This window comes from Paenibacillus andongensis, from assembly GCF_025369935.1.
Classification (GTDB): Bacteria; Bacillota; Bacilli; order Paenibacillales; family NBRC-103111; genus Paenibacillus_E; species Paenibacillus_E andongensis.
On record NZ_CP104467.1, the window covers coordinates 4,150,179 to 4,164,012 of the forward strand.

Annotated in this window: 14 protein-coding genes; 2 read left to right on the forward strand and 12 right to left on the reverse strand. The window is 44.8% G+C overall.

The window, feature by feature from the left end; genetic code table 11:
- Positions 1 to 109: 109 nt before the first annotated feature.
- The 5 genes from NYR53_RS18680 to NYR53_RS18700 form a co-directional block, all read right to left on the reverse strand.
- Positions 110 to 988 (reverse strand): GNAT family N-acetyltransferase, encoded by an 879-nt coding sequence (locus tag NYR53_RS18680; RefSeq protein WP_261300751.1) that lies wholly within the window; start codon positions 986 to 988, stop codon positions 110 to 112.
- A gap of 22 nt (positions 989 to 1,010) precedes the next feature.
- Positions 1,011 to 1,619, reverse strand: a complete 609-nt coding sequence (locus NYR53_RS18685; protein ID WP_261300752.1) for a TetR/AcrR family transcriptional regulator — start codon at positions 1,617 to 1,619, stop codon at positions 1,011 to 1,013.
- 30 nt (positions 1,620 to 1,649) lie between these two features.
- Positions 1,650 to 2,882: an aminopeptidase gene (locus tag NYR53_RS18690; protein WP_261300753.1), complete on the reverse strand. Its 1,233-nt coding sequence runs from the start codon at positions 2,880 to 2,882 to the stop codon at positions 1,650 to 1,652.
- A gap of 217 nt (positions 2,883 to 3,099) precedes the next feature.
- Complete coding sequence (locus NYR53_RS18695; protein ID WP_261300754.1) at positions 3,100 to 3,897, reverse strand: sugar phosphate isomerase/epimerase family protein; 798 nt, start codon at positions 3,895 to 3,897, stop codon at positions 3,100 to 3,102.
- Complete coding sequence (locus NYR53_RS18700) at positions 3,894 to 5,000, reverse strand: Gfo/Idh/MocA family protein (RefSeq protein ID WP_261300755.1); 1,107 nt, start codon at positions 4,998 to 5,000, stop codon at positions 3,894 to 3,896. The genes NYR53_RS18695 and NYR53_RS18700 overlap by 4 nt, the downstream gene beginning before the upstream one ends.
- A 135-nt stretch (positions 5,001 to 5,135) precedes the next feature.
- On the opposite strand from NYR53_RS18700, the gene NYR53_RS18705 reads away from it, so the two are divergent.
- Positions 5,136 to 5,972: an AraC family transcriptional regulator gene (locus tag NYR53_RS18705; RefSeq protein WP_261300756.1), complete on the forward strand. Its 837-nt coding sequence runs from the start codon at positions 5,136 to 5,138 to the stop codon at positions 5,970 to 5,972.
- 60 nt (positions 5,973 to 6,032) lie between these two features.
- On the opposite strand, the gene NYR53_RS18710 is transcribed toward NYR53_RS18705, so the two are convergent.
- The 7 genes from NYR53_RS18710 to tdh all read right to left on the reverse strand — a co-directional run bounded on the left by NYR53_RS18710 (position 6,033) and on the right by tdh (position 13,070).
- Entirely contained in the window at positions 6,033 to 7,463 is a 1,431-nt protein-coding gene (locus NYR53_RS18710; protein ID WP_261300757.1) for a serine hydrolase domain-containing protein, read from the reverse strand.
- 579 nt (positions 7,464 to 8,042) lie between these two features.
- Positions 8,043 to 8,459: an organic hydroperoxide resistance protein gene (locus NYR53_RS18715; protein ID WP_261300758.1), complete on the reverse strand. Its 417-nt coding sequence runs from the start codon at positions 8,457 to 8,459 to the stop codon at positions 8,043 to 8,045.
- Between the two features lie 150 nt (positions 8,460 to 8,609).
- Positions 8,610 to 8,801 (reverse strand): YgaP family membrane protein, encoded by a 192-nt coding sequence (locus NYR53_RS18720; RefSeq protein WP_261300759.1) that lies wholly within the window; start codon positions 8,799 to 8,801, stop codon positions 8,610 to 8,612.
- Between the two features lie 135 nt (positions 8,802 to 8,936).
- Positions 8,937 to 9,512: a Crp/Fnr family transcriptional regulator gene (locus NYR53_RS18725; protein WP_261300760.1), complete on the reverse strand. Its 576-nt coding sequence runs from the start codon at positions 9,510 to 9,512 to the stop codon at positions 8,937 to 8,939.
- A gap of 981 nt (positions 9,513 to 10,493) precedes the next feature.
- The gene (locus tag NYR53_RS18730; protein WP_198146374.1) at positions 10,494 to 10,667 is read right to left on the reverse strand and encodes a hypothetical protein; all 174 of its coding nucleotides are present in this window, start codon (positions 10,665 to 10,667) and stop codon (positions 10,494 to 10,496) included.
- 148 nt (positions 10,668 to 10,815) lie between these two features.
- Positions 10,816 to 11,991 (reverse strand): glycine C-acetyltransferase, encoded by a 1,176-nt coding sequence (locus NYR53_RS18735; protein ID WP_261300761.1) that lies wholly within the window; start codon positions 11,989 to 11,991, stop codon positions 10,816 to 10,818.
- A gap of 38 nt (positions 11,992 to 12,029) precedes the next feature.
- Positions 12,030 to 13,070: an L-threonine 3-dehydrogenase gene (gene tdh / locus NYR53_RS18740; protein ID WP_261300762.1), complete on the reverse strand. Its 1,041-nt coding sequence runs from the start codon at positions 13,068 to 13,070 to the stop codon at positions 12,030 to 12,032.
- A 136-nt stretch (positions 13,071 to 13,206) separates the two neighbouring features.
- Here tdh and NYR53_RS18745 point away from each other — a divergent pair, with 136 nt between their 5' ends.
- Entirely contained in the window at positions 13,207 to 13,767 is a 561-nt protein-coding gene (locus NYR53_RS18745) for a helix-turn-helix domain-containing protein (RefSeq protein WP_261300763.1), read from the forward strand.
- Positions 13,768 to 13,834 lie beyond the last annotated feature (67 nt).

Below are 13,834 nucleotides of genomic sequence, written 5' to 3' on the forward strand. Positions count from 1 at the left end.
ACGTTCCTCCAAATAGCGGTTGGGCGATGACTTCCTATGCAAGAGACAAAAAAAAGAGAAGGCAAGAATTCTCTTGCCACCTCATTGAAAAGTGTCCCTTTGCTAGTTCTTATAAATGACGAATCATGTACATTTGTTCCACAAATCTTGTAAACCCTAAACGCTCTAATAGCCCAATGAGCTCCTTGTTGGAATCTCTTATGTTCATCGTTATACGCTTACACGAGGAAGAAAAAGGTGCGTATACTTCGCTTAATGCTGCTTTAAGGATATCTTCTGCATCTGCTCGGCCCGGAATCGATTCACATTGGTAAAGAGCGATGGTTGCCAGGTTTCCTTCTTCTCCGAAAATACGTTTAAAAAGTGCATACCCAACTACCTCATCACCTTCATCGGAGACGATTACACATTCCCCATCTTTCATGCTGGCCCATTGTGTTTGCCACGCTGACAAATGTCTATAGAACGACAGTCCTTTCGCTTCCACAGGTAGTCCTCGTCTAGTAACATATCCGCTTGGAGAGTTTGGCTGCAAGAGACTTGCATCCAGATCTTCTGCTTGTTGTAAGCAGATTAACTGCTCTGTAATACTATAACCGACGCTTTGATAGAGCTTTATCGCAGCTTTATTTTGAATGAGTGCCTCCAGCAAAGCAGTATCCACACCTTGTTCATGATACAACTGGAGGTTTCTTTCCATCAGTTTTTTTCCGATCCCTTTACCTCTATTTTCGGGCGCAATGCCAGTACCTCCGTTCCAAGCCACTCTCTTTCCTTCTATGACACGGAACCCATTCATCACGAAACCAATAGGATCACTATTTTCATACACGACTAAGGAATGCTCTAGTGAGAGCCCTTCGTTGACAGTTCTTGAAAGAAATTTGTCCAAGTTCAGCGTACTATTTAAGAAATATCCTTCGAATCCCTTATTCCACAACGCCACCATGTCTTCAGCCGACAGTTCGCTCATTTTTTTGAAAATCATAAGCCTCTACCTCCATAGTGAATTATCCTAGGATATAGCTGAACACCTTCTTTTCCATCTCATCAATTATGGATTTATAGTCGGTTTCCTCACCGCTAAGCATAAATTGCAGAGCAAGGCCATCCCGAACTGACCAGAACAATCGAGAAGCTGCCGCAATATCAAGGTCGGAACGGAACTCCCCAGTCTTCATGCCACCCTCCATAATTTCCTGCATGAACAATAAAGCCTTACTCGCATACTGGTTCCATCGTTCCGTTAATTCCGGTTGGCGCGCTGCATACAACATAAACTCCAAATGAAAAGCTAGCCATTTGCGCAGTTCAGCAAGCGATTGTCGACGGAATCGGTCAAACATATAGCGGATTTGATCCGCTGCGCTTGGTATATTTTTGAAATGCTCACTGGAATTCTCCACCATCGCGTTCATTTTATCGTCAGCCATTTGGATATACATCTCTTCTTTGCTGGAAAAGTAACTGTAGATAGCGCCTTTGCTCATCCCCAAATGCCGTACGATATCATCAATTGTCGTAGCTTGAAATCCTTTTTCTATAAAGCAATGCAGCGCTCCCTCAAGAATAATCGCCCTTTTTTCTTCTTTATAAGCTTGCGTAACTTTAGGTGACATTCAGCACCTCCTTTTTTTTCTATTTTCACATCAAAATGCCCAATCTCCGTTACGGAACAACGGCTCTTTTTCCCCATTTTCCAAGATCCCATCAATATCCATATCTGCTGAGCCCATCATAAAATCAACATGGGTCAAGCTGTCGTTGAGCCCATGATTCTGAAGCTCTTGTTGGCTCATCTCTATTCCGCCACTCAGGCAAAATGGAAAAGCTCTTCCGATGGCAAAATGGCATGAAGCATTCTCGTCGTAAAGCGTATTGTAGAAAATAAGATTCGTATTAGAAATAGGCGAGCGATGAGGAACTAATGCAACTTCACCCAAAAAGTGAGAACCTTCATCAATCTCAATGAGACTTCGCAAATTTTCTTCCCCCTTCTCGGCGTTAAAATCAATAACTCGCCCATCTTTGAATGTTAATGAAAAGTTTTCAATAAGATTACCGTTGTAACTGAGCGGCTTGGTACTTTTTACCATTCCGTTTACGCCATTTTTTAAAGGAGATGTAAAGACTTCTTCGGTTGGCAGGTTCGCTATAAAAGAAATGCCATTGCTGTTGGTATTACCGGCCGAAACCCAAATATGACCAGGCGGCAGACTTACTGTAATGTCTGTACCATTAGCGCGGTAATGAAGCGCCTTATATTGGCGTTCATTCAGTCTTTTTGATCTAGTGTCTAAAGCGCTTGAATGTTCTTTCCAATCTTGTACCGGATCATCCCGGTCTACTCTGGTTGCCTCGAAGATGGCATTCCATAGGGCGCCAACCCGCTCTTCTTCGGGGAGTGATGGAAACACTTTATCCGCCCATGCTGGTGAAGGAACGGCGATAATCGACCAACTGACTTTATTAGTTAACCTAGCAGCAGATAGTTCCCGCAAAGCATTGTTGGATGTTCTACTCGCTGTTTGAATACGTTTGGGATCGATACCGTTCATAAGATCGGGGTTATTCGCCACGACATATAGAAATGCAGCATTATTTTCCGCTAATTCCTCATACCCTTTTGCCCGCCACATCGGGTACTCAAGCAATGCTTCATAGGGCGCTAGTTCATACTTTAACCGAGTAAGCTCATCGTCGAACCACTCGACATAAACGTGCTTAGCACCGACCTCATAGGCTTGTTTTACCAATCTGCGTACGAATTCCACCGATATTAATGGAGCGAAGACGACCAATGATTGTCCCGGTTGTATGTTGACACCTAATTGTATAGCTAGAGATGCATATTTATCTAAATTGCCTTGGAATGAATTCATTGAAATCCTCCTTCATGCTAAAATAAGAAATAAAAATGACTGACCAGTCGTTTTATTATTTTTATTATTATTCCATTTCGTTCCAACTGTCAAGAAATAAAAAAGGAGCCTTTCGGCTCCGATCCATTCACATTATTCTAATACGTATTATAAATATTTTCGCACTCTTTCCTAACGGTTGATAGAAGCAATGCTTGATAGAATCGAATCATTTCCCCTACAGTTTTCCCACTATCTCCCGTAAAAAAGCGATGGACCGCTGCACGTCCTCGGTCATCGTACGCACAGGGTTCGTTTCTGGCGGATGCCACAGCTCGAGCGCTATCCAACCTCCATAGTTTGCATGTGCTGCTGCTTCCAGCAAGGCCCGCATGTCAATCTCCCCTTCGGTCACGTCCTCGGTAGGACCGCGGCCACGTTGGTTGCGCAGGTGAAATGCTTTGATGCGTTCAGGATATGAACGCACCCAAGCAACCGGATCACAGCCTGCTACATGCGCCCAGCCCGTATCAACGCAAAGGCCAACCGCTTTGTCGGCGAACTGCACGACAGAGCGCAAATCAGCCTCAGCATTATAGCGATCCGCCGCATGATTGTGCAGCGAGAGCTGCAGTCCAAATGGGCTTAGCTTGTCGGCTAGACGAGACAGGTTGTCTCCTTGTCGCTGGACAAGCTCTTCCGGCTTTGGCAGCGGATGCTTCCAACCGCCATAGGGGTCAGCGTTGACGAGTAGATCAGTACCGCCCGCAGCGGCGAGCCGTTCTGCATAAGGAAGAACTTCCGCTTCAAGAGCTGCATACTCGCCATGCAGAGAAAGACCGATATAGGAAGCTGAAACCGTTAGTCCGTAAGCACGGACTAGTGCCAGCTTCTCAGGTGTTGCATCCGTCTCGACAGCGTCAAGACCCGCTTCAGCGCAGGCACGGTACAAATCGTCCCACACTGGCTCCTTACCATCTGACTTCCATCGTTCAAACCAACCATACATGTTGCTCGAAAAACCGCGAATATTCATTCAGAAACCTCCCTTGAATCTGTTGCCGGCGCTACAGTCACTAACTGCTTTTCTCCGGAGTCTGCACATTTATATAAGGCGCCAATACATAGGAAATGATCGACGGCTCTCCGACCTACGTTCGCATGTGACGGCAAAGCGTTGACTTCGTTATAGAAATGTATAAGCGGGTGATCCATGACGGTGTAAGGTCCGCGTGGCCCCGGATCTACAATTTCTTCCACAACAGCCCCATCATGGTCTTTCCTGAAAAAAACCGGTTGACGCGAGTCAAAAGGCGTCCAGCGGATAGCACCGAGTGTGCCCTCAATTTCGCCGATAAACTGCTCACTCCCGTGAGTGCACGTGCCTCTTTCGTAATGAACAGCGATTGAACGGGCATTTGAACGAGACCGAAACGTTAATTGCGCACCCACATGGTGCTCAACATCGTACACGACATCCCCAGGATCTGCGGCTGTTTGGGGTTTCGCCGTCCAAGCGCTGCTGACCTCAATTTCAGCAGGATCCAGCACATCGATTAAGGTGGCGAAATCATAGGGTCCCCAGTCCATGAGAATGCCGCCGCCACTTTTGCTTTTGTCGAGAAACCAACGGCTTGCTGGCTGGTACTCGATTCCTGCACGACTGCGCGTCCATTTGTTAACGAACGTAGCGTGATAGATATCTCCAAGCGCGCCAGATCGAATGACATTCTTAACAGCTTCGTTATGAAGCATGCCCTTATAACGCACACTGCAGCAGCCAAGCAGCTTTCCTTCTGCTTTTGCCAGAAGAAGCATCTCTTCCGCTTCTTCATCGTTCATGGCTAACGGCTTTTCGCATAGCGTATGCCGACCAGATTTCAACGCAAGACGCGTCCCCTTCAAGTGGGCAAATGGAGGCGTAGCTACGATCACGATATCATCTTCAAGCGGCGGTTCGGAGGATAGCATTTGCTCGGCATCCGCAAACGTAATACTTTCTGGAAAGCTGCTGAGAAACGACTTCAGCGCTTCCGCATTCGGGTCAGCTACCCGAAGATCGACCGCTTGAGGAAGCTTGGCTGCTGCCTCAGCATGCGTGCGTGCTATGACACCGGCTCCAATTAAATACAATCGCATAAGGATAACCTCCAATTTCGAATATGACCCTAATGTATCACATCACGAAATTGCGATTCTCTTCAAAATGCGCAGCAAACTAGTCATTTTGTCCACGAACAGAAAAAGGTATAATGACTTCGAGGGGGGATTTGGATGTATGTGGAGCAGTTGCGGCTGACACGCTCTTTTGCCTTTAGCCGCGTATGGGGATCAGATGAGGAACACGATCTGCATGTCCATGATTGCTTAGAAATCGGCGTGCTGCTTGATCATGAGTTGGAGTATCGATTCGGCGATCGCATCTATCACGGTCAACCGGGAGACGTGTTCCTGTGTCGACCTTTCGAACCGCACTGGAGCTATGCGCATCCAGATCAACCATTCGAAGCGATCCTAGTGCTTTTTACACCATCACCAGTTTTGAAGCTTCCCGATGGCAGCCGGCTGCTAATGCCGTTTTATGCTGGACGAGGTATGTCCCCGCTCATTCCGGGGGATACGACTTACGCCAAAGCAATTGCAAAATCTGCGCGTTCCGCTGCTGAAGCACAGGAGCAAGGGCAAACGGCATGGGTTACGCGTCAGTACATGCACTTGATAAATATTTTATTACAAGTGGACGGATTCTTTAGCGATCAAATGGAGCAAGCGGCTCCAAGAGGAACGAACACGATAGCAGAATCCGTCAGATATATTCTTAGCCATTACCTGGAGGCACTTGACGGCGATGAGCTTGCCCGTCGGGCGGGTGTCGGGCGCTCGTTCTATTATCGCGAGTTTCGATCACTTACGGGCTTGTCGCCGCATGATTTTGTGAATCAGTTGCGCATTCAGTCTGCCATGGATTTACTGCGCACATCAGAGTATTCGATCATCGAAATCGCTGAAAGAAGCGGTTTTCAGTCATTGAGTTCTTTTAATAAGCAATTCAGAGCCTACGCCGGCTGCTCTCCCCGAGACTATCGAAATCGGTCTTATCTGGTGACTTAAGTATATAGAAAAAGGTCAGTCTGCTGCTGCAGACCGACCTTTCTCTTATTCACCAATCGTTCATCTAATTTTTCCTTTAATCCACTTAGGTTCCTCATTGCCGAACGAAACGTTCTGTCGAAATTGCAGTTGTAAGCTTCCTTCATTGAACGTACATACTACAGTCACGCAAAATGGCGCTTCCACGTATCTTAGCGTTAATAAGAGCGTATTCGAATCCTGCCAAGTTGCTGAACCAACTGCCACATTTTCCTGTCTCATATGCAGCGTATACGTTCCTTCAAACCATTCGTTTCTACCAAAGCAAACCGTATGTTTTCCGTTGTTATTTTGAATCGTAACGTTGGCCGAATTCTCAGTAAAATCAATCGAAAGTGTTTGAATTTGTTCCTCATTTTCTTCTAACTCGAACTCGATTCCCGAAATGCTGGTCTCCAGCGTTGAGCTTAAAAGAACTCGTGGCGGTTCCAAGCTAAGTCCTTGCAGCGCATTGGTTAGTGGCTCTGAGTCTTCCAGGTCCACTGACAGCTCTTCGGATTTCATCGCAGGCAGCAGATGCTCCCAAATTGTATCAAGAACGTCTTGCATGTTATTCACTCCGGACGTTATCGCGATGACGGCATCCTGCTCCGGGAGAACAATGCAGAACTGCCCGAAAGCTCCGTCGCCTCGATAAGCACCGTGACGGCATCTCCAGAATTGATACCCGTACCCTTGAGCCCAGTCATTGTTGGTGTTGGAGCCATTGGAAATTTGCTTCGTTGTTGCTTCTTCTACCCACGACTCAGGAATGAGCTGGTTTCCACCCCATTGACCTTTTTGTAAATATAGCTGTCCAAACTTGGCAATATCCTCCGTTTTGATCTTCATTCCCCAGCCGCCAATGTGGATACCGCGGGGGCAGCTTTCCGCTGTGGCACCTCGGATGTCCAGCGGTTCCAACAGTCGCGGCTGCAAATAGTCCAATAACGTTTGACCGGTCACCTTCTGCAAGATAGCCGAGAGCATATAGGTCGCCCCGTTGTTATACACGAAATGTGTACCTGGCTCATGTTCTACGGGAAGATTCAAGAAATTGTTGACCCAGTTATCTGATGACTGCATTTTTCCAGTCGTATCTTCTGCATGACCTGTACCCATCATGAGTAAGTGTCGGATGGCCATCGCAGCTAGATTTGGTGTCACTTCTGGCGGCATATCCTCTGGGAAAAAGGAGAGAACCCGGTCATCGAGCGAGACTCGCCCTTCTCCCACTAACAAACCGATAGCTGTTGAAGTAAAGCTTTTAGTTAAAGAAAACAGCATGTGCGGACGTTCAGGCAAATAAGGTGCCCACCATCCTTCCGAAACAACGTGCCCATGCCGGAGGAGCATGAAGCTGTGAAGCTCTAGACTGCGGTCTTGAACTTCTTTTAGAAAGCTCATAATCGAGGAAGACGCGATACCTTGACGCTCAGGCTGACTTCTTGGTAGGGATCGAATTGGACTCATTCTTGTCTCTCCTTCTACACACCAGAATATGTAAATTTACAAGACTATTATATCACTTACAATATCTACTTTTACAAATAATAGATTACAAGACTATTAGACCGTCGATTCATTCATACAATCTTGTTACACATTATGGTGTCTTAAATAAAGTCCATCCTCTTATTTGCTAATTTGAGCTGCCGGATGAACGAGTAGAATGAATAGATATTATCGGTAGATGATGTTGTAGAAAGTGCAAAAATTGCTGCCTAAATCCCGCCTTTTTCCCTACATTGTTGCATACTGTACAACAATTTCGCCCAATACAGGCGATTTTGCAACAAATGAGCTCGAAATGTTGTACAAACTGCAACTTCAAGTGGCAAAATAGCCTTTGGGCGTGTGAACTGTTGTAGGAAATACTACATACAACATTGGTAACCACGGATGCTCTGAAGCCTTTCTGTCCTAAATGGAATTTGTCCACCACACATCTTGTGTCGATATTTTAAATGAAATTTTTTGATAAAAAAATAAGCAGGATCGCCAAAAGCAAATCCTGCCTATTTGTCATCGATCTGCATATTCCTTCATTGATTATACGACATTAACCTCAACTCCGATATTCCCCTTGATTGCTTTGGAATAGGGGCAATATTGATGAGCTGCTTCAACCAATTCCTTGGCAACATCGGCTTCGACGCCATTGACGGAAACATCCAATTTGGCTGCCAATTCATAGCCGCCACTCCCATCTTTGCCTATGGAAATATTCGCGGTTACTTTCGTGCTCTCTACTTGGACTTTCTTCGTCCTAATGATTAGCTTCAATGCGCTATCGAAGCACGCGGCATAACCAGCGGCGAATAGCTGCTCCGGATTCGTTGCATGTCCGCCAGGCCCACCTAATTCCTTGGGTACTCTCAATTCTAGGTCAATGACCCCATCGCTGGAAGTGACTTTCCCCTCTCTTCCACCCTCAGCTGTTGCCGTGGCTGTATACAATTTTTCCATATCCGTTCTCTCCTTTGTATCTGTATATATTACGAAACATATTTATCTCCTACAATGAATCATTTTATACGAACTTCTAATCCTCAAAAAAGAGGCTATCCCTCGCGTAGAGTAACTCTACTTTGGAATAGCCTCTTTGCTTTTCAACAATTAACGAATTTTACAAGTATTACGGCCCAGCATTTGATTAATCGCACATTTTTGCACTATGCCTGTAATAAGGAACGGAAGTGAGAATAATCCGGTTAATTTCCAGTAACCAGGTAAGAAGTAAAATAACGACAATAGTGCAACACCCAGAATAATACGAACCGCACGATCTGTTCCGCCAACATTTTTCATATTCTATTACCTCCATAAATGTATTGTTTGTTTTATTGTGTATCTGATTACGATCTTAACAGAAGCGTTTCGATAGAACCGTAACTTTGTCACATAGCAATAAAATGAACGTTTGAAGGTAAATAAGAGAACCATTTATAGTTCAATATATTTTTTCAATTCCTGCCGTAATATATGAGAGATCTGGCCTCTAGATAACTTCAGCAGCCCTTCTTTCTCGAGCGACTTCAGTGTTCGACTTATGACTTCGCGGGCTGAACCCAGCTCAATGGATAGGGTATCATGCGTAATGGTAAGAGTATCACGTCCATCTTCGGTCATCTCAACCAGATATTCAGCTATTCGGCCGCGGATTGATTTGAAGTTGATGCTATCCAACAAGTTGGACATAATGATAATTCGTTTGGCGAACATTTTGAAAATAAACTGCCGAAAACTTTTGTAACGGTCCATCCAATCTTTAAATACGTCAACTGGAATAGCAACTACAGAGCAAAGCTTTTCGATGCAAGCAGAAGCTTCATATTCGGTCTCGCCGAGAATACTGGACATCATGAGGGGACAGCATTCCCCGCCATTAACGCGATACAAAGTGATCTCTCTTCCGCTGCTGCTGATCTTATACATTCTTACTGTTCCTTCCAGAATTAAAACAGCATGATCCAAGAACTGGCCCTCTTCGAATACAAAGCTAGGCTGTAAATCTAACATTATAATTCCCTCATTGCTCCAGTCCTGTATGGAAATATCGGATAAGCTTGGGAAGCACGTTACAATATGCGGGACTTTATCAAGCATAGCAGATGACATTGGTTGTATCATTCCTTATCAATGGTAGGTTTTAACAAGCACAGTATACCATTAACCAATCAAATGATCGATCTAACTTCTTCTCGTGCATATGAAAAAAGTGACTTTGGTTTTTGACCTTTTTTGAACAAAGAATCAATTGAGATTACATAACTGCTGTTTAATAGAAGATAAATAGCGGCTCCAATCATGGAACGGTCCAGCTCGTATCCGGCCATTTGACTGTTTCCTCAAGCTAATATAAATAATTTGTCATTGTGCTTATTTAGGATTAACGCAAATAATCACGCCTGCACTCGGCAGCCGTGATTGAGATTAACGACGATCCTATTTAAAAAACTTGCCAATCAAGCTTTTTCTATCAATGTTCACCAATTACTTTGATTTTTTCTTTGCTGCGGATCTTCCTTGTTTTTCCGGATCATTCGAAGGTTTCTCGGCATGTTGAGACCCGTTAGGTTTGATTGGACCGTTGTCACCCATATTCATTGCTCCTTTCCTTAGCATCTTGTTTAATTATTTACAACTAGGTAACGAATTATTATCAATCGCCAATTCTTATAAATTGCTTAGGGAACGTAGCGCCTCTAAATGGTCGAAAACCACTTGAAATCAAGAGGAAGAGGAACGAGGAGGCGTTATTTCACAGTTTTTTGCTTCCGGAGCGTTCATTTTGATCAAATAACGCCCTCTCGTTCCACTTATTCGATTTATAGCGCTGAATTCCTGAAATAGCGATCGTACATTCCGCAAACTAGTGTTCGCCGTCCTTCCCTTGCACTTTAATCGACAAAAAAACAAAAAATGAGAAGGCATGAACATGGCCACCTCATTTTTTGTTTCCTGTACCCCTGCTTAATAACCCCTGCAATTCCATCCATACTAGGCAGGTTTTTGATGGTTGGTGTATACCCCGATTATAGATAAAACAGCTGCTACGCCATTAGCAATAGCATTCATCTCATCGTCTTGAATAATATCTAATCCGTAAGCGTTCAATATCAATTTGGCTGCTCCTAGTAACCCCAAAGCTAACGTATAATAGTTCACTTTCACTTCTCTCACCTCCTATAAAAATAGGATGCTATATCTTATGTGAGAGATTAAGAGTTGGACATATCCATATGGCATGGTTCCAAAAGCACAAAAAAGTGCGGCCACCCTTATTCAGAGTTTGGCCGCACTTTTTACTTATTACTTCGTACTAGATCAGTCCGAATTCCTTACCGACCTTCTGCAATTTATCTAAGGCAAAAGTTAAGTCTTCCTTAGTATGCTGAGCCGTAACAATAAGCCGCACTCGGCCTTTATCCATGGCAACTGTCGGATAGACTATTCCTTGGGCAAACACGCCTTCTTCCAGCAAACGATCCGAAAAGCGCATGGTTTGTGCGGGATCGCCTATAATAATCGGAATGATAGGTGTCTCACTTGCGCCGGTATCAAAGCCTAACCGCTGTAAAGATGCTCGGAATCCATTCGCGTTTTCCCAAAGCTTTGTTACTAAGTCCGAGCTTTCCTTAAGTACTTGAATAGCGGCCAAGCAAGTTGCTGCAACCGCAGGCGTTTGCGAGGTACTAAACAGAAACGGCCTTGCCGTATGAATCAAATGCTCTTTCAAGAGCTGGGCACCGGCAACATAGCCACCAACGGCTCCGATTGCTTTGGATAACGTGCCTATTTGGATATGCACTCTGCCATGAAGACCGAAATGGTCTGTCGAACCTTTACCGTTGGTGCCAAGCACTCCGCTCGCGTGGGCATCATCCACATACACAATAGCGTCATAGGCTTCTGCTAGTTGAACAATGTCAGGAAGCGGAGCGATATCGCCATCCATACTGAATACACCATCCGTCACAATGACGCGTTTACGATGCTTTTGCGTTTCTTTCAAAATGGCTTCAAGCTGATTCATGTCCTTGTGTGCAAAAATTTTGCGGCTCGCCTTCGTCAAACGGATGCCATCAATAATACTCGCGTGATTCAGCTCATCGCTGATCACTACATCGTCGGCTCCAAGAACAGCTGACAAAGCGCCTTGGTTCGTTGTGAAACCGGACTGGAACACAAGGGCCGCCTCTGTTCCTTTAAACTTGGCTAACTCGATCTCCAGTTCATCGTGAATATCAAGAGTTCCCGTAATCGTACGCACTGAACCGCTTCCAACTCCATACTTCTCGATCGCGGAAATCGCAGCTTCCTTAAGCTTCGGATGATGAGTTAATCCCAAGTAATTATTGGAAGACATTTGAAGAACTTTCTTACCATTTAAATACATCCAGGAGTCGGAACCGCTCTCCCATACTTTAATCGAGCGATATCTTCCTTCACGCTTCCATCCTTCAATATCCGCTGCCAAATCGTTTAAATAGTTCATGTGAACCTCCTAAAAGTTTTACGGAGCAAATTTTTATCCTAATGTGTAAATACAATTTTCCCGCATTGACCTTGATTCATTAACCGGAAAGCTTCTTCGTACTGATCTAATGTAAATCTATGCGTAATAACCGGTGCCAGATCAATTCGCTTCTGGTTCAGCAAACCCTTCATTTGATACCAGGTTTGATACATCTTTCTACCCGTAATCCCTTCAACGCGCAGCCCTTTAAAAATGATGTGATTCGTTAGGTCCAGGCTCACCTCTTTGGTTGGAATACCAAGCAAGGACACTCTGCCCGCGTTGGCTGCAGCTTCAAAGCCATCTACGATCGCCTGAGGATTGCCGGACATTTCAAGAACAACCTCAACACCTTCTCCATCCGTCATTTCTCGGAGAGCCTTAGATAGGCGCGTTTCCATGGCGTTAATCGTAAAATCCGCACCCATTTGTTTAGCGAGTTCCAATCGGTTAGGGTTAATATCCGCGGCATAAATAGCTCCAGCTCCGCAAGCCTTTGCAACTTGAATGGCCAATAAGCCAATCGGGCCCACACCAATAATAGCAACAGACTTTCCAACAATGTCGCCGGATAGTACCGTTTGCACGGCATTGCCCAGCGGGTCCTGCAAGCAAGCGATTTCAAAAGGCAGATCAGGTGCATTCAGAATAATGTTGCTTGCCTTCACGACGGCATATTCGGCAAAGCAGCCAGGTGCCGTAATCCCGAAGCTTTTGGTATTCGGGCAAACATGCGCATTTCCTGTGCGACAGGCTTTACAGGAACCGCATACCATGTGACCCTCCGCAGAAACATAATCTCCGATGGCAACACTCGTAACCCGTTCTCCGACTTCCACAACAATGCCTGCGAATTCATGACCGAAAACGTTCGGCGTTACAACGGTTTTGTCTGCCCAAGCGTCCCAATTGTAAATATGTAAATCTGTTCCGCAAATCGATGTTGCTTTAATGCGGACAAGAACTTCGTCGGCTCCACAAGTCGGAATAGGAACTTCTTTCAGTATGGCACCAGGTCCTCTGTGTTCTTTAACCAATCCAATCATCGTAGCGCCCATCATCGTTCCCCCAATTTAAGTTTACTATAATGCACAAACGTGCGCTTTATCATCTATATACCATATTATACAAATGTATGTTATATTGTAAATAGGCATTTTGACAAAACGGAAAATAAATATTGGAGGAACTGAAATGAACGAACCCATTCATAAAATGGTAGGTCGAAAACTTTTAAATATTCGCAAAACAAGAGGATTAAGCTTAGATCAAGTCGCTGATCTGACTGGTGTCAGCAAAGCGATGCTGGGGCAAATTGAACGAGGAGATTCGAATCCGACGATTTCCGTACTTTGGAAAATTGTGAGCGGCTTACAAATTTCGTTTACAAGTCTAATTGAAGATACCGAACCGAAAATTACAGTAGTCCGCGCAGCCGGGCTTTCACCATTTGAAGAAGAAGATGGACAGTACCGCGCGTTCCCGCTCTTCCCTTTTCACCCTCAAAAGAGCTTTGAAATTTATACCGTCGAAATGGACCAAGGCTGTACCCATGCCTCCGAACCTCATAATGAAGGCGTTGAAGAATACATTCTTATGGTAGAAGGAAAGCTGGATATAACCATCTCCCAGGAAAGCTATAAGCTGAAAGCTGGCGATGCCATTCACTTCACAGCCGATCGCCCTCATACGTATACGAATACATCTGATGCTAAAGCCGTCTATAAAACTTTAATATATTATCCCCCTTCTTAATGGATAGATGAATTTACAGGTCGTTTATCTCTATTAAAAGAACGAACGCAAGCTGCCGAATACCAAG

Excerpts from the sequence above, each read along its gene's own strand:
- NYR53_RS18680 (WP_261300751.1), bottom strand. The coding sequence starts at position 988 with ATGATTTTCAAAAAAATGAGCGAACTGTCGGCTGAAGACATGGTGGCG.
- NYR53_RS18685 (WP_261300752.1), bottom strand. The coding sequence starts at position 1,619 with ATGTCACCTAAAGTTACGCAAGCTTATAAAGAAGAAAAAAGGGCGATT.
- NYR53_RS18690 (WP_261300753.1), bottom strand. The coding sequence starts at position 2,882 with ATGAATTCATTCCAAGGCAATTTAGATAAATATGCATCTCTAGCTATA.
- NYR53_RS18695 (WP_261300754.1), bottom strand. The coding sequence starts at position 3,897 with ATGAATATTCGCGGTTTTTCGAGCAACATGTATGGTTGGTTTGAACGA.
- NYR53_RS18700 (WP_261300755.1), bottom strand. The coding sequence starts at position 5,000 with ATGCGATTGTATTTAATTGGAGCCGGTGTCATAGCACGCACGCATGCT.
- NYR53_RS18705 (WP_261300756.1), top strand. The coding sequence starts at position 5,136 with ATGTATGTGGAGCAGTTGCGGCTGACACGCTCTTTTGCCTTTAGCCGC.
- NYR53_RS18710 (WP_261300757.1), bottom strand. The coding sequence starts at position 7,463 with ATGAGTCCAATTCGATCCCTACCAAGAAGTCAGCCTGAGCGTCAAGGT.
- NYR53_RS18715 (WP_261300758.1), bottom strand. The coding sequence starts at position 8,459 with ATGGAAAAATTGTATACAGCCACGGCAACAGCTGAGGGTGGAAGAGAG.
- NYR53_RS18720 (WP_261300759.1), bottom strand. The coding sequence starts at position 8,801 with ATGAAAAATGTTGGCGGAACAGATCGTGCGGTTCGTATTATTCTGGGT.
- NYR53_RS18725 (WP_261300760.1), bottom strand. The coding sequence starts at position 9,512 with ATGTTAGATTTACAGCCTAGCTTTGTATTCGAAGAGGGCCAGTTCTTG.
- NYR53_RS18735 (WP_261300761.1), bottom strand. The coding sequence starts at position 11,991 with ATGAACTATTTAAACGATTTGGCAGCGGATATTGAAGGATGGAAGCGT.
- tdh (WP_261300762.1), bottom strand. The coding sequence starts at position 13,070 with ATGGGCGCTACGATGATTGGATTGGTTAAAGAACACAGAGGACCTGGT.
- NYR53_RS18745 (WP_261300763.1), top strand. The coding sequence starts at position 13,207 with ATGAACGAACCCATTCATAAAATGGTAGGTCGAAAACTTTTAAATATT.